Genomic DNA, 18,639 nt, shown 5'->3' with positions numbered 1-18,639 from the left:
ATGCGGCACTTGACCCCGGCTTTCGCTATCGGAGCCCTGCGACGCGGCAAGCCGATCGAGCAGTTCCTCGGCGGGTTTCAGCAGGAAGGCCGACCGGCGCTGCGGTGGTCCACGATAAGCCCCACCAAGTCCAGCCTGACCGTATCCCTCCATGAGGTTGAGGATGTCGGCCCAGACGCCCTCGGCGGCACCTACGACATCAGCGAGTACCCGCCGCTTGACGAAGAGGAATACCTCGGCGAAGGCCGCGACATCGGCATATGCGAGTCGCCTGAACAAGCCCTCGATCTCGCGGAACGGGAACTGCGTGCGCGCAAGGACCGATGGGTCAACTTTGGCGTCCTGGGCGACGAATACGCCGACTACCGCGCTGCCCGCAACGGCGGCTCGCCCCCGAACCCATGATGTTTCGGCGCTGCCTTGCACATATTCGCGGGAACATGTGCGCTTTATTGATCCCGACATGTGAGGTCGTGATGATCGATCCCTTGAGATAGCGGGCGTTGACCACCTCGAACAGCAACGCCCGGCCGTCCTCGTCCAGGCGCCGATACCCGAACTCGTCCAGCACGAGAAGGCGGGGCTGGGTGAAGAACCGCAGCCCGGTCTTGAGACGGTGCTCGGCGGTGGCCTTTTTGAGCCGGTCGACGAGCTCTTCGCAGGTGGTGAAGTAGGCCTTGTGACCGGCCTCGGCGGCCAGCCGCGCCAGGCAGATGCTCAGCATCGTCTTCCCGACGCCCGGTGGGCCGATGAACAGCACGTTGGCCGCGTCGTCCAGGAACCGCAGCGTTGACAGCTCCCGGATCAGCGCCTCATCGACACCGGCTGGGCCGCGAAGTCGTAGTCGTCCAGCGTCCAGGGCGCCGGCAGATTCGCGAAATGCAGCCGGGAGGCTTGCTGGCGGGTCTCGGTGGCATCGACCTGGATCGACAGCAGCTGCTCGATCGCCTCCAACGGAGAGGTGCCCTGGTCACGGGCATCGTCGAGCACGCCGGGCAACGCCTCGGCCGCGGCGGTCATCTTCAGGAACGCCAGATGCGAGCGCAGCCGTTGATAGATCTCCGCCGGGCTCCCGGGCGGAGCACCCTGGTCCAGCTGGTCGGCGGTGATGGTCATGGACATGAAGAAACCCCCTGTTGATGTGGTGATTGGTGGGCGCGCCGATCAGTTGTTGCCCACGGCCGGATCGGTGGTGATCGGGCGACTGGCGGCGGCATAGGCGGTGAAGTCGACCACCGGCCCGCTGTCGTCGGACACGCCGCGACCGGCCAGCCGGGCACGGACCCGTTCGGCCTCGTCCCGGGCTTGGTCCGAGGGAGGGATCCGCTTCTTGCGGCGGCACGGAGCATCGGTGTTACCGGCGGTGGCCAACACCGCCTTCTCCAGCGCCGCCACATGCTCGTCCGGCCGGACGACGACATGAGCGCCCTTGGGCTCCAGACGATGCCGGGCCAGGGTGTTCCCTGCGGCCGAGATGATGTCGATGACCTCAGCGCCGAGCCGGCGGGTGACGGTGACCTCGGTATCACGGTGACCGGGCGGGACGGAGTAGAAGTTGCCGTCAAAGGACACCAACGCCTGCGGCGACACAGTCCGCTCCACGGTAAGCATCGCCGGGAACGGGTCGGGCAGAGGCATCAACGGCTCGGCCGCGGCGAACGTCGCCACCGTCATCTTCTGCTTGTCCTTGAAGCGGACCCGCAGATCTGGGGTCCGTTCGCACCAGGCGTCCAGCGACGCCTGGGCCCGCTCGGGCGTGATGTCGTCGGGCACCGTCCGCCACCACCGCTGGGCGGCATAGTCGTTGGACTTCTCCACCGACCCCTTGCGCTGCCCCCCGCCTGGGCGGGCAAACATGCACCTGGGCGCCGTAATACTTGGCCACCTGCGCAAAGGAAGCCGACACATCATCGCGGTGCTGGTCAAAGACCGTGGACATCCGATCAAACCGCCAGCCCAGCGTCAGCCCACCCAACCTGGCTGCGACCTCATGCAGACCCTGCACCAGATGCGGCTGATCCTACGACGCCGACAACCAGCCCCGCCACCGCCCCGAATACGGCAGCGACCCCACCAGCAACGACACGTCCTTGCGCGGCCACCCCCAATTCTTCAGCACATCGGGCAGACTGACCCAATCCCACTGGGTCTCCTCACCCGGCTCATGGTTGATGATCGCCACATCACGGCCCTTGGCCTGTTGGCACGGCTCGCAATGCGGCCGCAGCCCCCGGTCCCGGATCGCCCGGGTGAACGAGGAATACGCCCCGCCGAACCCCAGCCCGGCGACCTCCTCGAACAACGTCGTGGCCGGCAGATGCGGATCCTGCTTGAGCCGGATCCGGCAGTACTCCTCCACCACCGCGAAGGCATCCGGCCCAGCCGGACGCCGCTTACCCGGCTCACGCTCCCCGTTCAGATACGCCCGGACCGTCTTGCGGTCACGACCGATATGCCGCGCGATCGCCGAGATCGTCCAGCCCCGCTTGCGCAACGCCTGCGCTTCCACGGCTTCCCCCTGTGTGAGCATCCGATCTGAGCTCCCCCGATCGCGACGGACGTCCAACATCCGAAGCGTCGGGGAACTCCTCGCCGACCGGATCGATCTCCGGCAACGAGTCGCCCAAGGTGAGGAACTTCAGTGAGCAGGTCTGGGGCGTTCCGCCGAGCGTCATCAGGCGTCCGAGGACGGGCCGGGGTTGTTCACGGTGACCGCACCGGTGGCCCGTGATCTGTCCGGCGGGTCCGCCGCCGGCGGCGGCATCGTGTCCTCACCGGGCGGGTGATTGTGGCGGGCTCTTCTCCCGGCCAGGTTCGAAGGTGCCAACCCAATACGATCCCGCGCCGGGAAGAAGAGCCCTGTGATGGCACCGTACGACAAGGCCGTCACCGCTGACTGCTTTGCGCAGGCGCGGAACACCTTCAACTATCTGATCGGACAGCTCACCGATCCGGCGGCCGGGACGCTGACGCATGACCTCCTGGAGGAACTGCTCGTGCGGCAGGGCCGTGAGCTGCAACGACAGCTCCTGCAGGCGCACCTTGATCTACGGGCGCAGCGCGAGCAGCAGACCGTGCCGGCCGCCAGGGTGGCGGTTCACCGGGACGGGACCGGTGTGGCCGGGGCCGACGGCGTGGTGCGGCGCCGGATCGAGACCGGGCACCACCGGCTGCCGGCCACGGTGCTGGGAACGGTGACGGTCACCCGATGCGCCTGGCGTGCCCCGAACGCGGCCAACCTGTATCCGGCCGATGCGGCGCTGTCGCTACCCGGCCGGCGGCATTCTCATGGGCTGGCCCGCCTGGCGGTGGCCGAGGCGGTCCGCGGCTCATTCGACACCGCGCACGCCGCGATCACCGCCCGCTGCGGGCCGGTGATCGGCAAACGGCAGATCGAAGACCTGATCGTCGCCTCCGCCCAAGATATCGACGCCTTCTACGCCGAGCAGACACCGGTGCCGCGCACCAGTGAGCAACTGCTGATCCTCAGCTTCGACGGCAAGGGCATCGCGATGCGCCCCGGCGCGCTGCGGCCGGCCACCCGCAAGGCCGCCGCCGCCCGGGCCAAGCGGGCCTTCCGGACCCGGCTGACCGCCGGAGAGAAACCCGCCCGCAAGCGGATGGCGACCCTGGGGGCGGTCTACGACGCCGAGCCCGCACCCCGCCGCCCCCACGATGTGATCGCCGTGCCCGGCGGCCGGCACGGAACCCGGCCACCCCGGCCCGGGCCCCACGCGATGCGCAAGTGGCTGTGCGGCTCGGTGATCGACGACCCCGACACCGTGATCGGCAAGGCCTTCGACCACGCCCACGCCCGCGATCCCGTGCACGCGCGGCCCTGGATCGTGCTGGTCGACGGCGCCCGCCACCAACTCGACCTCATCGGGGCCCAGGCCGCCCGCCGCGGCATCACCATCACCGTCGTGATCGACTTCGTGCACGTCCTGGAACGGTTGTGGACGGCCGCATGGAGCCTGCACGCCCCCGCCGACCCGGCCGCCGAGGACCGCGTCGCCGCCTGGGCGCTGGCACTGCTGGCCGGGCAGGTCCACCACGTCATCGCCGACCTGAAACACCACGCCGATACGCTGCCCGACGACCGGCGACACGGCATCGACACCACCATCGGCTACCTCACCAACAACACCGGCCACCTGCGCTACGACCACGCCCTGCGACAGGGATGGCCCATCGCCACCGGCGTGATCGAGGGTGCCTGCCGCCACCTGATCGCCGACAGATTCGACCTGGCCGGGGCGCGCTGGGGCCTACCCGGAGCCGAAGCGATGCTCAAACTCCGTGCCCTGACCACAAACCAGGACCTTGACCGCTACTGGGTCTACCACCTGCGACGCGAGCACGAACGCACCCACCACCAGCACGAATACGCACTCACCGCCTGACCGGCACACTCACTCAGCTACACCCAAACGCTTTCCGGCCAGGCGCCGCTCCCGATCACGTGTGCACACAGAACGGCGACCGAGGTGCGGCGCGGTCGAGCGCGATGACGCGGGCGCTCCTGGCGGTCTTGGGCGGGCACACGGTGAGCTGGCCGTTGTGCTGCTGAAGTTTCTGGGTGATGACTGCAACACCTTCGTCAGGTCGACGTCACGTGATGGGCGGCCGCCGCCTGCTAGCCGCGCCGGGATTGGCAGGTGCGCTCTCGATGCGTTCCCGAAAAATGGCCAGAAACATCCTCCCTCGTGCACAATAAAAGTCATGGACCTGCTGGAGCCGATAGCACCGAATTTGGACGACGTTGTTCTTCGGAACGCCTGGTGGATGGGGTGGAACACCTTGCTGGCCTGGGTTCCAGTGGCCCTGGCATGGGGGCTGTTCCGAGGCGGCGCCGACCGGTCCGTGTCGCGATCGCCCCTATGGTGGGCGAGTCTGGTGCTGTTCGTGCTGTTTCTGCCAAATGCCCCATATGTGGTGACCGACCTGTTCCATCTGCCCTACGACTTGCGGCCGACAGATCACGATCGTCCGGTAGTGACCGCAGTCCTGCCGGTCTACGCGACGTTCATCGGGTCGGGCCTTCTGGCCTACTACCTGGCACTGGCAAGGGTACGCCGCCACCTCGGCCGGATCGGGCTGGGAGCGTGGCAGGGCCGGGTCACAGTGGCGGCGCACGCCCTCTGTGCCATCGGGATCTTCCTTGGACGGTCGGCCCACCTCAACAGTTGGGAACTGGTCATCGATCCGCTCGGCACGTTCGAGGGGATCGTGCTGCATCTGACCTGGCGTTGGGCACCGGCTCTAATCCTGGCCACCTTCCTGGTCATCTGGACAGGCCACTTCATGACCAAAGCAATCACTGAAGCCCTCCGGGACGCCACCCTGCGAGGCGCCCGCAGCCTGCACATGCCTTTCACCCACGGACACTCAGCAGGAAGCCTCTGAGTCTTGATCACGCCGAATACGTACCCAAGTCACTGGTTCGGGATCACGGCACAGTGAGCTTCCCTCCGTTCTCCGGACACCTTGATGTGCAACGGGGGAACCTCACTTGGCCGCCTCGTCCGGCAGTCCCATCGCCGCCAGGATCTGCCCGGCCCGCACCGCCCCGCCGGCATCGGCCATGATCTCCACCGCGTCCCGGTACACCTGCGGCAGCACCTGCGCCGACATGCCCGGCCGCCATGGCGGCACCGTCACCACACCACGCACCAGCGACCGCGCATCCACCGATTCGCCCGGTTCTCCCGGTTCGACGGACTCGCCCTCACCCGCGGGCACATCCACCGGCGAGGCCGCCTCGCCAAGGATCTCCTCGACCGTCTCCCGCGTGATCAACAACCGCGACAGCCGGTCTTCCTCGGCCTCCAGCCGCGACTCCAGACCGGCGATCTGCTCACGGATCTCCTCGACCCGCTGCCGGACCTCGGCCTCACGCCGCGCCAGCTCATCCAGCAACGAACCCATCGCCGCACCGCCTCACCACGCCTGCACCCACGGTAAAAGGCGGTCACCCGACCAACCAGCCACAACCACAAAAGCCCAGCTTAGACCCTCACTGAGAACGAGCTACACCCACCCTGCTGTGAGCCCAGCCCTGGGCGCACGCGCCGTCGTCTCAGCAACCCTGCTGTGGGCCCAGCCTGGGCGGCACGCCCTGTCGTCTCGGTGCGCCTGCTGAAAGCCCAGCCTGGGCGGCGGCATCGCCGCCGTCCAGCGGCTTGGTCAGGTGCCCACGCAAGTGGCGAGGTCAGGTGCCTACGTAGGTGGCGTGGTCAGGTGCCTGCGTAAGTGGCGTGGTCAGGTGCCTACGTAGGTGGCGAGGTGCTGGGCGGTGAGGGTGGATTGGGCGGTGATGAGGTCGGCGGGGGTGCCTTCGAAGATGATCTGGCCGCCGTCGTGGCCGGCGCCGGGGCCGAGGTCGATGATCCAGTCGGCGTGTGCCATGACCGCTTGGTGGTGTTCGATGACGATGACGGATTTGCCGGCGTCGACGAGGCGGTCGAGCAGCGCGAGCAGGTGCTCGACGTCGGCGAGGTGCAGGCCGGTGGTCGGCTCGTCGAGCACGTACACGCCGCCCTTCTCGCCCAGGTGAGTGGCCAGCTTGAGGCGCTGCCGCTCACCGCCCGACAAGGTGGTGAGCGGCTGGCCGATTTTGAGGTAGCCGAGCCCGACGTCGGCGAGACGCTGGAGGATCTTGTACGCGGCGGGCAGCTTCGCCTCGTCCGAGCCGAAGAACTCCTGGGCCTCGGCCACCGACATCGCGAGCACCTCGGTGATGTCGCGTCCGCCGAAGGTGTATTCCAGCACCGAGGTCTGGAACCGCTTGCCCTCGCACTCCTCGCAGGTGGTGGAGGCGCCGGCCATGATCGCTAGATCCATGTAGATGACGCCGGCGCCGTTGCAGGCGGGGCAGGCGCCCTCGGAGTTGGCGCTGAACAGTGCCGGCTTCACGCCGTTGGCCTTCGCGAACGCCTTGCGGATCGGGTCGAGCAGCCCGGTGTAGGTCGCCGGGTTGCTGCGCCGCGAGCCCTTGATCGCGCTCTGGTCGATCGACACCACACCGGCGTCGGCAGGCATCGAACCGTGCACCAGCGAACTCTTGCCCGAGCCCGCCACGCCAGTGATCACGGTCAGCACGCCGAGCGGGATGTCGACGTCCACGTTCTGCAGGTTGTGACGGGTGGCACCGCGGATCTCCAGCGAGCCGGTGGGCGTCCGCACCTTCTCCTTGAGAGAGGCGCGGTCGTCGAGGTGCCGGCCGGTGATGGTGTCGCTGGCCCGCAGCCCATCGACGGCACCCTCGAAGGAGATGGTGCCGCCCGCCGTGCCGGCACCGGGGCCGAGGTCCACCACGTGGTCGGCGATCGCGATCGTCTCCGGCTTGTGCTCCACCACCAGCACCGTGTTGCCCTTGTCCCGCAGCCGCAGCAACAGATCGTTCATCCGCTGGATGTCATGGGGATGCAGACCGATCGTGGGCTCATCAAAGACGTACGTGACGTCGGTGAGCGGGGAGCCGAGGTGCCGGATCATCTTGACGCGCTGCGCCTCGCCCCCCGAGAGGGTGCCGGCGGGCCGGTCGAGGCTGAGGTAGCCGAGTCCGATCTCGACGAAGGAGTCGAGAGTGTCGCGCAGCGTGGCGATCAGGGGTGCCACGGATGGTTCGTTGATGCCGCTGATCCAGCCGGCCAGATCGCTGATTTGCATCGCGCACGCGTCGGCGATGCTGATCCCCTTGATCTTCGACGACCGGGCCGCCTCGTTCAGGCGTGTGCCCCCGCACTCGGGACAGACGGAGAAGGTCGTCGCCCGTTCCACGAACGCGCGGACGTGCGGCTGCAGCGAGTCGATGTCCTTGGACAACATCGATTTCTGGATCTTCGGGATCAGGCCCTCGTAGGTCAGGTTGACTCCGTCGACCTTGATCTTGGTCGGCTCCTTGTAGAGGAGGTCGTTCAGCTCCTTCTTGGTGAACGTTCGAATCGGCTTGTCGGGGTCGAAGAAGCCGCAGCCTGTGAAAATGCGGCCGTACCACCCGTCCATGCTGAAGCCGGGGATGGTGAGCGCGCCCTCGTTGAGCGACTTGCCGTCGTCGTAAAGCTGGGTCAGGTCGATGTCGCTGACCGAGCCCATGCCTTCGCAACGCGGGCACATGCCGCCGTGGTAGACGGCGTTGCGCACCACGATCCGTTGGCCCTTGCCCTTGTCGACCTTCATCGACCCGCTCGCCGTACGGGCCGCGACGTTGAACGAGAAGGCAGTCGGAGGCCCGGCGTGCGGCTGCCCGAACCGGCTGAAGAGGATCCGCAACATCGCGTTGGCGTCGGTGGCGGTGCCGACCGTGGAACGGGGATTGGCGACCATCCGTTCCTGGTCCACGATGATCGCTGTCGTCAGCCCGTCCAGAACATCGACCTCGGGCCGCGCCAGCGTCGGCATGAAGCCCTGCACAAAGGTGCTGTAGGTCTCGTTGATCAGCCGCTGCGACTCGGCGGCGATCGTGCCGAACACCAACGAGCTCTTGCCCGAGCCGGACACGCCGGTGAACACCGTCAGCTGGCGCTTGGGGATCTCGACGCTGACGTCCTTGAGGTTGTTGACGCGTGCGCCGAGCACGCGGATCGCGTCGTGGCTCTCGGCACCGTGCGGCGCGGGCGACTGCGCGTCCGTTCCCGGTGCCTTGCTCACTTCGCGGGAGCTCGCTTCGCCGGAGCTTGTCTCGCGGTCTCCGTCAACCAGCCAGCGGCCGTCGCGCATGAGATCGCGGTCGGACAGCTCGTTCTCCTCGCGCCAAGCCTGGATACGGCGCGGGAAGACGCGGAACCAGCGGTACGGCGTGGCCTGCGCGCGCGGGTCGAAACCGGTGCGCGCGGCGAACCGGTCACCGAGCTCCTGTGGCAGCGCGCTGATCTCGAGGATCTCGACGTCGCCCTCGATCATGGTCACGTCGCGGGTGGGGCCCAGGCCCAGCCGAACGGTCCGGGAGGCGGCCAGGTTCTTGCCGGTAGGGCTGTTCGCCGGCGTGGCCAGCAGCAGCGCTTCACCGTCCCAGTCGAAGGACAGCGGCACCATGTACGGCACGCCGTCCGGCGAGGCACTGGACACCCAGACATCGACGTCATGGGCGAGTCGATGCTCGGTGTCGCGACGACGCTGAGCGCTGGAACGGGAGTCGGTGCTCGTCACGGCTGGTCAGCTTAGTTCCTAAATGCGGATCATGCTGCCAACGGGATCGCCGCTCATCGCTATACGGGCTCGTCTGTTTGCGGCAGGGGTGATTCCAGTTGGGAACGGCGAGCTCGCCAGCAGACGATTCCACCGGCCAGCAAAAGTGCTAGGCCAGTGCTGACCTGCGCCGTCAGCGGCATACCGGTCTTCGGCAATTGTTCGACGTTCCGGGTTGATTTGTGTGAGGTCGGCCTGTTCGGGTGGCCGGGCTTGTGCCCTGCTGACCTATCCGCTGCCGACTTGTGCGTCGCCGGCTTGTGCGCTACTGACTCCTTCGCATGCGACTTATGCGCCGACGGCTTGTGCGTCAAGGATTTGTCCGGCGCAGGCTTATCCGGGTCGGACTTAGGCGCTGTCGACTCGGATCGTGCCGACTTGGCGGGGACGATCCGCATGGTGTGGGTGGCGACCTTTCGGCCGTCGGGGTGGGTCAGAACGGCCCGGTTGCGTAGTCGGCTGCCGCCCTTGACGGTCGGCGATACCTGCACGTCGATGCGTACGGTGACTGAGTGCCGATAGGCGACCTGCTGCCAGCGGCAAGTCACGTTGACCGTCTTCCTTCCGGTCCGGCAGCCGGGCCCGCGCACCTTGGTGACCTTCAGCCCTGCGGGCATGTGGTCGGTGAGCTTGGCCCTGTACGCCGGAACCATGCCGACGTTGCGCACCTGCACCACATAGCCGAACCGCTGCCCTGGCCGGGCCGACGACAGCGACGCCTGCTTGTGCAACGCCAGGCGCGACACCGTAGGAGGTCCGTCGGTCGGCTGCGCCAACACCGGCAGCGTCCCTGTCCATCCGATGATCCCTGCCGCCGCCACGCTGGCCATCACTGCTTTGGCCGCCCTTGCCGGTGAAGACGCTTTCTTGAACGGAATGCGTCGTGCCGCCATGCGTGCGGCCTGGAATCGCCTATGCGTTCTTGTTTCTTCCATGGGCTCCTGCATGCTCCTGGACAGGCAGTCATGCTGCGACTTGGCCATGTTTTCCCCCGGGTGAAACTGACGGGCCCCCGCCCGCTTCCGGCATTCACCTCGTTTTGGGGCGAGGTGAACGTCCGGTGAATGAGACGCGGGTAAGCATCTAACAATCGCAAGATCACGTCCGTCTCCAACATGCGCCAGCGAAGTAAAGCCTGCGGTCACCGAGACCTGCGAGGTAGTCGCCCCCCTCAAGATCACTCCAGAGTCCCGCTGACGGTTCCCCATGGCGAACGATGTGGGGCCGATCGTGCGCCATTCATGCTTTCGGCATGAAACAGACCTTCAAGAACGTGGGCGTGGTGGTGGCAGCGCTCGCTGTCATGACGGGTGGTGCCAGCGCCGTGTCGGCGCAGCCCGCGCAGGCGCCACGAGGCGAGTCGTGCCTGCCGGTGCCAGGCGCCGAATGTGGAACCGTGCGGGTCCCCTTGCAACGAGCACATCCCGAACTGGGCAGCACCACCGTGGCGTACGCGGTGATCCGTCACCGGGACACCTCCCGGCCCGCCAAGGGAACGGTTGCGGTTAATCCAGGCGGCCCAGGTGACTCCGCGATCGCGTCCGCCGCGAGGTACGTCCAGGCATTCGGCGATCTCTTGAACGATCACGACCTGCTGCTGATCGATCCGCGGGGGGTCTACCGGTCGGACCCGATCGACTGCGAGGCCCTCCATTCCCTGCCCGCGACGCGTGACGGTTTCGTACGGGCGATCGGCGAGTGCGGCCGGACTCTGGGAACGCGTGCGCGCGGCTACACCTCGGCCGAGATCGCCGACGACTTCGACGCCGTTCGCGCCAAGCTCGGAATTGAGCGGCTGGACCTGCTCGGACAGTCGTACGGCACGTACCTCATGGCGGTCTACGCCCAGCGGCATCCGGCTCGGGTGCGCTCAGTGGTGCTCTCCAGTGCCTACCCGCTCACGTTCGACATGTGGGCGCGCCCCGAAGTCCGAGCGGCTCGCCGGGCGCTAGAGCTGGTGTGTGAACGAAGCGGCGACGCGTGCAAGGGCGACCAGGTAATGCGGGATATCGCGCGGCTCGCCGGGCGACTGCGCGAGCGGCCGGTCCCCTACACGCTGGAGGGCGACAGCAACCAGCGGAAGCTGGACGACACCGCGCTCGCCTCGATCGTGTTCGGCTCCACCGCTCAGGCCCCCGAGGCCATCGGCGATGTCCCCGCGATGGTCCGTACGGCGCTGCGGGGCGACAACACCCTGCTGATCGCCGCCGCACGGCAGCAGGCCCCGATGAGCGGGTCAGCGGCCTCCCGGGAGGAGGAGCGACCCTTCAACCCCCCGCAGGCCGCGGCCGTGATGTGCAATGACTATCCGAAGCTGTGGGACCGCAAGGCGCCTGTCTCGACCCGGCTGCGGCAGTTCTCGGTCGGACGCGCAGCGCTGCCCGAGCAGACGTACTGGCCGTTTGGAAAGGAAGCCTGGACCAGCTCCATGACCGCTCAGGGCGACGCCTGCATCCGCTGGCCCGACCGCGACGGCCCTGTGCAACCGGTCGACGGCCCGTTCCCTGACGTCCCAGTACTGGTCGTGTCGGGCGACCTGGACGCCAACACCCCGACCGAGTCGGGACGCCTCGCGGCCCGGCAGTTCCGCCGCTCCACGGTCGTGGAGGTTCCGAACGTTGGCCACGTGGCCGAGAAGGAGCCGAGCGGCTGCGCGGCGGGCATCGAGACCGGCTTCATCCGCGACCTGCGGGTGGGGGACACCTCCTGCCTGACCAAGATCCCGCCCGTGCCCGTAAGGCATTGACGCGGTCAAAACGCTGATGTGCCTGACACTGCAAACGCCCGGTGGCCGGATCCCGGCCGCCGGGCTCGACAGCGATGATGCCAAGGGCAAGCTCGTTGGCAGCTGGGAGTTTGTCAGGCACGGGCCTCTCGGACGAAGGGCAAGGTGAGCGCCGACGGCGCACGGCTGGCGCCGGTCAGGCCGCTGACCGCGAGCAGCGCCAGCAGATAGGGGGACATCACGAGGACGGCCGTCGGCAGATGGACGCCGAACGCCGGGGCGGCGAACTGGAGGGCCTGGGCGACACCGAAGAACAGGCAGGCGAACATGGCCGGCCCGGCCCGCCAGCGTCCGGCGATGACCGCGACCACGGCGAGGTAGCCCGCGCCGGAGGTGAGGTTGTCGGTGAAGGAGTGCACGTCGGAGAGGGCCAGCTGCGCTCCGGCCAGCGCCGAGGTCAGGCCGGTCAGCAGGACCGCGCCGTAGCGGACCGCGGTGACGGGCAGCCCGGAGCGGTCGGCGGTGACGGCGTCCTCGCCGATCGCGCTGACCGCGAGGCCGAGGCCCGTCCGCCGGCCGAACAGGACAGCCAGCGCGGCCACCAGGGCGAACGAGACGTACCCGAGGACGGTCTGCTCGAACAGGGCGGGGCCCAGGAACGGGATCTCGTGGAGCAGGGGGATCTTCATCGAGTCGAAGCCCGGCACCGACCGGCCCTGGGTGAAGATCAGCCGGGCACCGTAGGTGGTGGCGCCGAGCGCGAGCGCGTTGGCGGCGATCCCGGTGACGATCTGGTCGGCTCGGAGCGTCACGCTGAGGACGGCCTGAAGGAGCGCGGCCAGCAACCCTGCGGCGAGCGCGCAGCCGACGCCGACCAGGGCGCTGCCGCTCTGGTGGGCACCGACGGCCCCGGCGAACGCGCCGGTCAGCATCATGCCCTCGACGCTGAGGTTGAGGACCCCGGCGCGCTCGCTGACCAGCTCCCCCGAGGAGGCCACCAGCAGCGGGACGGCCAGGCGTACGCCTCCGTCGAGCAGTTCTCCCACCGCGCTCACCGGGCGGTCTCCTTTCTGAGGATCACCGCTCCGGCGATGACGATGATGAGGACGCTCTGGACGACCTGGACCGAGGAGGCCGGCACCCCGGCCGCGAGCTGGAGGTTGATCCCGCCGGAGGCGAGCATGCCGAACAGCAGGGAGATCCCGGCAACGGCTGTCAGCGAGCCGCGGGCCAGCAGGCCGACGACGAGCCCGGCGAAGCCGTAGCCGGAGGTGAAGTTCTCGGCGAGCACATAGGGGACGGTCGCGACGAGGGCGGCTCCGGCCGTCCCGGCGAGGCCGCCCGCGGTGGCCAGCGCCCCGATCTGGAGGCGGGCCACCCGCAGCCCGAGCCGCCGGGCGGCGGGGGCCGACAGGCCCACCGCGGTCAGCCGGGTGCCGGTCGCCGTCCTGCGCAGGACGAGCCCGAGGACGACCGTCGCCGTCACCGCCACCAGCACCGCGATGGTGGCTGGCGACCCGGTCAGACCGAGTAGCGGCAGCCGGGCTCCGGCTGCGAGCGGCTCGGACTGCGGCAGCGTGTCGGCCGAGGTCACGGGCTGCCGCAGCAGCCCCTCTTCGTGGACGGCCAACGAGACCAGGCCCAGCCCGACGAAGTTCAGCAGCAGCGTGGTGATGACCTCGTTGACCCCGCGCCGCGCCTTCAGCCAGGCCGCGATCGTGGCCCATGCCGCTCCGGCGCAGAACCCGGCCCCCAGCGCGAGCGGCACCGCCAGGACGGCGGGCGTCGCATCGGGCAGGTTCACCCCGACCGCGGTCGCGCCGATCCCGCCGGCTGCCAGCTGACCCTCACCCCCGACGTTGACCAGCCCCGCCCGGTAGGCGACGGTGAACCCGGTCGCGATCAGAGCGAGCACGGCCGCGGCGTTCAGCGCACTGCCCAGCGCATAAGGAGTCCCGGCCATGCCATCGGCCAGTGCACCAGCGGCCTCCCCAACGGAGGCCCCGCTACCGACCACCAGCAGAACACCGACGGCGAGCGCCACCCCCACCGCCCCCGCATAAACCAGCAGGTCCCGCACCACCTGCCCGGCCCGCCCAGCCCGCCGGGCCCGCCCAGCTCGCAGAACGCCCGCGACGCGGAGGGCGTGCCCGGTTCCGCCTCGGGTGCTTCGCCTGGTCAGGGAGGCGGCACCGGGGAGCGGCTGCTGTTCGGCGCGGCCTTCGGAGTCACTCAGGGCCTTCGTCATGAGGCTGCCCCCACCATGAGATCGCCGATCTCAGCGCGCGCGCTCGGCGCCGAGCAGGGGACGGGGCCGAGGAGGCGGCCCCGGTAGGCGACCATCACCCGGTCGCAGAGGGCAAGCAGCTCGGACAGCTCGCTGGAGACGACCAGCACGGCGGCACCGGCCTCGGCGGCGCGCCGGATCTGGTCCAGTACCGCGTCCACCGCGCCGAGGTCGAGACCGCGCGTCGGCTGCGCCGCCACGAGGAAGCGCAGCGGACGAATCGCCAGTTCCCGGGCGACGACCACCTTCTGCTGGTTGCCGCCCGACAGCGTCGCCATCGCCGCCCCGGGCCCCGCGGCCCTGATGCCCTGCCGCTCGATCACCCGAGCCGCCTCGGCGTGCAGGGCTTTCCGATCGAGCAGCCCCCACCGCCGGAACCGCGCCAGCTCCCCGAGGTAGAGGTTCTCCGCGACGCTCATCCCGGGCACACACCCCTCGTGATGCCGATCCTCGGGAATCACCCCGACCCCGGCCGCGGTCCGCCGCCCCGGACCGACCCCGCTCAGCTCCACCCCGCCGACGCTGAAGCGCCCCTCGGCACCCAGCGCCCCGCTCAGAAACGCCACGAGCTCGCTCTGCCCATTACCCTCCACCCCCGCGATCCCGACGATCTCGCCGGCCCCGATCCGCAGATCGATCCCGTCGACCGCCGCACTCCCATCCCGCCGGACGACCCGCACCCCCTCGATCGCAACCCTGCCCAACGCCTCAGCTTCAGCGCCGCCCGGCCCGGGGCTTCCGGCCGACGCGACGGCGACGGCGTGATGCGGGGCAGGGGATGCAGATGGAGTGGCAGATGGGATCGCGGGCAGGGACGGTGCGGGGAGGTCGAGGCCCGCGGTGAGGAGGGGGTTCAGGTCGGTCAGGGGGCGGCCGAGCATGAGGGAGACGAGGTGGTCGCGGCCCAGGGTGGTGAGGGGGCCGGTGCCGGCTACCCGGCCGCCGCGCAGGACTGTGGCGGTGTCGCCGGCGGATTCGACTTCGCCGAGTTTGTGGGTGATGAGGAGGACGGCGTGGTCAGCGGCGGCGATTCTGCGGCAGGTGGCCATGAGGGACCGGACCTCGGTGGGGCCCAGGACGGCGGTGGGCTCGTCGAGGAGGATCAGGCGGGGAGAGCTGAGAAGGGCCTTGACGATTTCTACCGACTGGCGTTCGCCTACGGTGATCTCGGCGGCGCGGGCGGTCAGGTCGACCGACAGGCCGTACGAAGACTCGATCTCGGCTACGCGAGCCTTCAGCTCCCGGGTCGGGAGGCGCAGGCGCAGGCCGTCGCGGAGCAGGAGGTTCTCGGCGACCGTCAGGGTCGGGACCAGGCTGAAATGCTGGTGGACCATGGCGATGCCGTGCCTCAGGGCGTCGGCGGGACGGCGCGGGCGGTAGGGCTCGCCATAGAGGCGCATCTCGCCCTCCTCCAGCGCGGCCGCGCCGTAGACGAGATTGCAGAGCGTCGACTTCCCGGCGCCGTTCTCGCCCAGCACACAGTGCACTTCACCCGCTCGGACCGTCAGATCGACGCCGTCCAGAGCGCGTACGGTGCCGTAGGTCTTGCCGACGCCAGCAAGCTCCAAGGCAGGATTCACCAGGCACTCCCTTGGTGGTCTCGGGCCGCCGACGGCCCGGCCCGAGGGCCCGGTCCGAGGGGCTCTGCAACCTCATAGCGGCGGGTTGACCGCCCGTTCATAGGACCGGCCAGGGTGCGGCCTCCTCGAAGGCGAACGCCGCGTTCAGGACGTCCAGGTCGGCGAGATGCCGGCCGACGAGCTGGATCCCGACGGGGAGACCGCCGGCGGTGAGTCCGGCGGGCAGCGAGATCGCGGGCTGGCCGGTCAGGTTGAGCGGGAGCGTCATCGACAGCCAGAAGGACGGGTCGACGTCGCGGCCATCGATGACGGTCGGGCCGATGTTCCCCGGGACGAACGCCGGCACCGGCGAGGTCGGGGTCAGCAGCAGGTCGAAGCGTTCCATGTGGACGGCCATGGTCCGGCAGACACGCTGCCGGACGGCGCGGGCGTCGGTGAAGTCCTCCGCCGTCCAGGGCCGGTCGAGCAGGCCCCTCAGATAGGGGGCCAGATCATGCTTGAGCGCAAGCTCCCGCAGACCCCGCAGGTCGGTCTCGTTGGCGATCATCGCCCCGAACGCGGCGAACGGATCGGGAAACCCCGGATCGGCCTCCTCGACCACACAGCCGAGCCCCTCGAAGACCTCAGCGGCCCGGCCGGCCAGCACCCGGATCTCCGGTTCGACCGCGACGTAGCCCCAGTCGTGGGAGAGTCCCACGCGCAGGCCGTCGAGCGGACGCCGGGCCACGGTCGCCGGGGTGGCGGGCAGGCTGAAGCGGTCGCGGGGGTCGGGGCCGGTGAGGATCGCGTAGGCGAGGGCGGCGTCGGCGACGGTACGGGTCAGGGGGCCCAGATGCTCCAGGGCGTCCCAGCTGGAGACGCCGGGGAGCCGTTCGTCCTTGCAGCCGGGGTAGGCGGGGATGCGGCCCATCGACGGTTTGAAGCCGACCGTTCCGCAGAGCGCGGCGGGGATCCGGACGGAGCCGCCGCCGTCGCTGCCGAGCGCCAGCGGCACCAGTCCGGCCGCGACCGCGGCGGCCGAGCCCGCGCTGGAGCCGCCAGGGCTCAGCGCGGTGTTCCACGGGTTGCGAGTCGAGGGGAAGATGAGGTTGTCGCCGACTGCGGCGTAACCGAACTCCGAGGTGTTGGTCTTGCCGACCACGATCGCGCCGGCGGTGCGCAGCCGCTCCACCGCGATGTCGTCCTCGTCCGGGACATGGTCGCGGTAGGCAGCCGACCCGAACGTGGTGCGCAGGCCCTTGGTGCAGATGAGGTCCTTGATACCGACCGGCACCCCGGCCAGCGGTCCCGGGTCCTCGCCGCGGGCGATCCTGCGCTCCAGCTCGGCCGCGGCCCTCCGAGCGCCCTCGGCGTCGAGGGTGCAGAATGCATGGATCTCGGGCTCGACCCGGGCGGCGTGCGCGAGGAACTCCTCGACCAGGTCCGTCGGGGTGAGGCCGCCGGTCCGGACCTGATCGGCGACGGCCACGGCCGTCAGCGGGCGGGCTGCCATCAGCTCGTCTTGATCTTTCCGGCGGCCAGGTCCGCGCGGATCTGGCCGATCCGGGCGGTGACGGTCGCGTCGGCTCCGCAGAGCACGATGCCGGAGGCGTCGGTGCCGGAGGCGAGGCCGAACGGCTTGGCCTCGGCCTTCCAGGTGTCGGCGACCAGCTGCTGCACCGCGTACTCGGTGGCGAAGCCGATGTCGGACTTAGTGAACCCGGCGAACGCGGCGTCGGCTGAGCAATTCTGGACGAGCGGGCCGCCGAGCACCTTGGTGCCGGTCTCTTTGGCGCCTTGGAGCATGCCCTGCAGACCGCTGTTGAGGATCTGGTAGAAGACGTCGCCGCCGGCGCCCGCATCGGCGGTCACGGCCTGCTTGGCCTTGGCCACATCGTCGAAGTCGCCGGTGTACTGCGGGGGCAGCACGGTGATGCCGGGCCTGCCGTGCTCGGCTCCCGCCTGGAACTGCTTGGCCACGGCGACGATCGGCGGGATCTCCAGGCCCGCGATGAAGCCGACCTTGCCCTTCTTGGAGATGAGCGCGGCATAGGCACCGGCGAGGAACGCGGCGTCGTCCTGCTTGGGGTCGTAGGCCGCGAGGTTGGCCGTCGCGGTCGGCGGGCCGCCCACCTCGACGAACTTGACGGCCGGGAACTGCTGGGCGGCCCGGCGGACGTCGGCGTCGGTCTGGCCGCCGATGGAGATGACGAGCTCGGAGGTCTGAGCGAGCCGGACGAGGGCCTGCTGGTAGTCGGTGGGCGCGACCTTCTCCACGTAGGTGATCTCCACCTGGCCGCCGAGGTTCTTCTTGATCCGCTGGATGCCCTCGTAGGCGGACTGCATGTAGCCGGCGTCGGAGACCGAGCCGGGGATGAGGACCCCCACCTTGGCCTTGCCGGGGGCCGCGGCGTCCTTCTTCTCGGACGAGCAGCCGGTGGCGGCGAGGGTCAGGACCGACGCGCAGATCGCGGCCATGCGCAGGGTTCCAAGGGCCATGTCGGTATCTCCATCGGGAAACGGAAGAGCTGGCGAGCAATGTATACAATCGCCGTGTTTCCCTGTGGGCACCGAGACATGTCCGGCGTGTTTCAGCCCGCCGACATTAGCCAGACCGGGTTGACGAGGCCGAATACCATCACCAGGGCGCGTAGCACCGCAGGCCGCAGCCGTCGCGACAGCCGTCCGCCCGGGGCTCCGCCGAGTAGGGACAGCGGCCCGATGATGAGGACCGGCAGCCAGTTCACGCTTGTGAACAGGAGGAACACCAGCAGGGCGTCGGTGTTGACGACCAGCGACAGCAGCGACTTCACGGGCGTTGATGTACTGGACGTCGGCATTGACCCCGAGCACGAGGACGGCCAGCAGGGCGGGGAAGG

Annotated in this window: 15 protein-coding genes and 1 pseudogene; 4 read left to right on the top strand and 12 right to left on the bottom strand. The window is 69.2% G+C overall.

Annotated elements, in window-relative coordinates:
* On the top strand, nt 1–405 hold the full coding sequence (locus ACH34W_RS39155) for a hypothetical protein (RefSeq protein WP_395966243.1): 405 nt from the start codon (nt 1–3) through the stop codon (nt 403–405).
* Here the strand turns inward: ACH34W_RS39155 and ACH34W_RS39150 are convergent.
* From ACH34W_RS39150 to ACH34W_RS39140, 3 genes and pseudogenes are all read right to left on the bottom strand, one after another.
* A pseudogene (locus tag ACH34W_RS39150) lies at nt 329–1,020 on the bottom strand (ATP-binding protein). The gene ACH34W_RS39155 and the pseudogene ACH34W_RS39150 overlap by 77 nt on opposite strands.
* 144 nt (nt 1,021–1,164) lie before the next feature.
* Complete coding sequence (locus ACH34W_RS39145) at nt 1,165–1,818, bottom strand: Mu transposase domain-containing protein (protein ID WP_395966242.1); 654 nt, start codon at nt 1,816–1,818, stop codon at nt 1,165–1,167.
* A 202-nt stretch (nt 1,819–2,020) separates the two neighbouring features.
* Nucleotides 2,021–2,509 (bottom strand): hypothetical protein, encoded by a 489-nt coding sequence (locus ACH34W_RS39140; protein ID WP_395966241.1) that lies wholly within the window; start codon nt 2,507–2,509, stop codon nt 2,021–2,023.
* A 355-nt stretch (nt 2,510–2,864) separates the two neighbouring features.
* On the opposite strand from ACH34W_RS39140, the gene ACH34W_RS39135 reads away from it, so the two are divergent.
* Both ACH34W_RS39135 and ACH34W_RS39130 read left to right on the top strand, forming a co-directional pair.
* Nucleotides 2,865–4,403 carry an ISKra4 family transposase gene (locus ACH34W_RS39135; RefSeq protein ID WP_395966240.1) on the top strand — a complete coding sequence of 513 codons (1,539 nt, stop codon included), beginning with the start codon at nt 2,865–2,867 and terminating at the stop codon, nt 4,401–4,403.
* Nucleotides 4,404–4,722: 319 nt separating this feature from the next.
* Nucleotides 4,723–5,406 carry a DUF1361 domain-containing protein gene (locus tag ACH34W_RS39130; protein ID WP_395966239.1) on the top strand — a complete coding sequence of 228 codons (684 nt, stop codon included), beginning with the start codon at nt 4,723–4,725 and terminating at the stop codon, nt 5,404–5,406.
* A gap of 102 nt (nt 5,407–5,508) precedes the next feature.
* Here ACH34W_RS39130 and ACH34W_RS39125 read toward each other — a convergent pair whose 3' ends face one another.
* The 3 genes from ACH34W_RS39125 to ACH34W_RS39115 form a co-directional block, all read right to left on the bottom strand.
* Entirely contained in the window at nt 5,509–5,928 is a 420-nt protein-coding gene (locus ACH34W_RS39125; RefSeq protein ID WP_395966238.1) for a hypothetical protein, read from the bottom strand.
* A gap of 333 nt (nt 5,929–6,261) precedes the next feature.
* On the bottom strand, nt 6,262–8,652 hold the full coding sequence (locus ACH34W_RS39120) for an ATP-binding cassette domain-containing protein (protein ID WP_395966334.1): 2,391 nt from the start codon (nt 8,650–8,652) through the stop codon (nt 6,262–6,264).
* Nucleotides 8,653–9,209: 557 nt separating this feature from the next.
* On the bottom strand, nt 9,210–10,172 hold the full coding sequence (locus tag ACH34W_RS39115) for a hypothetical protein (protein ID WP_395966237.1): 963 nt from the start codon (nt 10,170–10,172) through the stop codon (nt 9,210–9,212).
* Between the two features lie 269 nt (nt 10,173–10,441).
* Between ACH34W_RS39115 and ACH34W_RS39110 the strand changes: the two genes are divergently transcribed.
* On the top strand, nt 10,442–11,935 hold the full coding sequence (locus tag ACH34W_RS39110; RefSeq protein WP_395966236.1) for an alpha/beta hydrolase: 1,494 nt from the start codon (nt 10,442–10,444) through the stop codon (nt 11,933–11,935).
* A 113-nt stretch (nt 11,936–12,048) separates the two neighbouring features.
* On the opposite strand, the gene ACH34W_RS39105 is transcribed toward ACH34W_RS39110, so the two are convergent.
* The 6 genes from ACH34W_RS39105 to ACH34W_RS39080 all read right to left on the bottom strand — a co-directional run bounded on the left by ACH34W_RS39105 (nt 12,049) and on the right by ACH34W_RS39080 (nt 18,573).
* Nucleotides 12,049–12,969: an ABC transporter permease gene (locus ACH34W_RS39105; RefSeq protein WP_395966235.1), complete on the bottom strand. Its 921-nt coding sequence runs from the start codon at nt 12,967–12,969 to the stop codon at nt 12,049–12,051.
* Nucleotides 12,966–14,162 carry an ABC transporter permease gene (locus ACH34W_RS39100; protein WP_395966234.1) on the bottom strand — a complete coding sequence of 399 codons (1,197 nt, stop codon included), beginning with the start codon at nt 14,160–14,162 and terminating at the stop codon, nt 12,966–12,968. The genes ACH34W_RS39105 and ACH34W_RS39100 overlap by 4 nt, the downstream gene beginning before the upstream one ends.
* The gene (locus ACH34W_RS39095) at nt 14,159–15,781 is read right to left on the bottom strand and encodes an ABC transporter ATP-binding protein (RefSeq protein WP_395966233.1); all 1,623 of its coding nucleotides are present in this window, start codon (nt 15,779–15,781) and stop codon (nt 14,159–14,161) included. Before ACH34W_RS39095 ends, ACH34W_RS39100 begins: the two co-directional genes overlap by 4 nt.
* A 97-nt stretch (nt 15,782–15,878) precedes the next feature.
* Nucleotides 15,879–17,273, bottom strand: a complete 1,395-nt coding sequence (locus ACH34W_RS39090; protein WP_395966232.1) for an amidase — start codon at nt 17,271–17,273, stop codon at nt 15,879–15,881.
* Nucleotides 17,273–18,259 (bottom strand): BMP family protein, encoded by a 987-nt coding sequence (locus ACH34W_RS39085; RefSeq protein WP_395966231.1) that lies wholly within the window; start codon nt 18,257–18,259, stop codon nt 17,273–17,275. The genes ACH34W_RS39090 and ACH34W_RS39085 overlap by 1 nt, the downstream gene beginning before the upstream one ends.
* 92 nt (nt 18,260–18,351) lie before the next feature.
* Nucleotides 18,352–18,573 carry a TSUP family transporter gene (locus ACH34W_RS39080; protein ID WP_395966230.1) on the bottom strand — a complete coding sequence of 74 codons (222 nt, stop codon included), beginning with the start codon at nt 18,571–18,573 and terminating at the stop codon, nt 18,352–18,354.
* Nucleotides 18,574–18,639 lie beyond the last annotated feature (66 nt).

It is taken from the genome of Actinomadura sp. 6N118, from assembly GCF_044326415.1.
Classification (GTDB): Bacteria; Actinomycetota; Actinomycetes; order Streptosporangiales; family Streptosporangiaceae; genus Spirillospora.
Note: the sequence above shows the minus strand (reverse complement) of the source record. Positions and strands in the feature narration are given on the sequence as shown.

Excerpts from the sequence above, each read along its gene's own strand:
- ACH34W_RS39155 (WP_395966243.1), top strand. The coding sequence starts at position 1 with ATGCGGCACTTGACCCCGGCTTTCGCTATCGGAGCCCTGCGACGCGGC.
- ACH34W_RS39135 (WP_395966240.1), top strand. The coding sequence starts at position 2,865 with ATGGCACCGTACGACAAGGCCGTCACCGCTGACTGCTTTGCGCAGGCG.
- ACH34W_RS39130 (WP_395966239.1), top strand. The coding sequence starts at position 4,723 with ATGGACCTGCTGGAGCCGATAGCACCGAATTTGGACGACGTTGTTCTT.
- ACH34W_RS39125 (WP_395966238.1), bottom strand. The coding sequence starts at position 5,928 with ATGGGTTCGTTGCTGGATGAGCTGGCGCGGCGTGAGGCCGAGGTCCGG.
- ACH34W_RS39115 (WP_395966237.1), bottom strand. The coding sequence starts at position 10,172 with ATGGCCAAGTCGCAGCATGACTGCCTGTCCAGGAGCATGCAGGAGCCC.
- ACH34W_RS39110 (WP_395966236.1), top strand. The coding sequence starts at position 10,442 with ATGAAACAGACCTTCAAGAACGTGGGCGTGGTGGTGGCAGCGCTCGCT.
- ACH34W_RS39100 (WP_395966234.1), bottom strand. The coding sequence starts at position 14,162 with ATGACGAAGGCCCTGAGTGACTCCGAAGGCCGCGCCGAACAGCAGCCG.
- ACH34W_RS39090 (WP_395966232.1), bottom strand. The coding sequence starts at position 17,273 with ATGGCAGCCCGCCCGCTGACGGCCGTGGCCGTCGCCGATCAGGTCCGG.
- ACH34W_RS39085 (WP_395966231.1), bottom strand. The coding sequence starts at position 18,259 with ATGGCCCTTGGAACCCTGCGCATGGCCGCGATCTGCGCGTCGGTCCTG.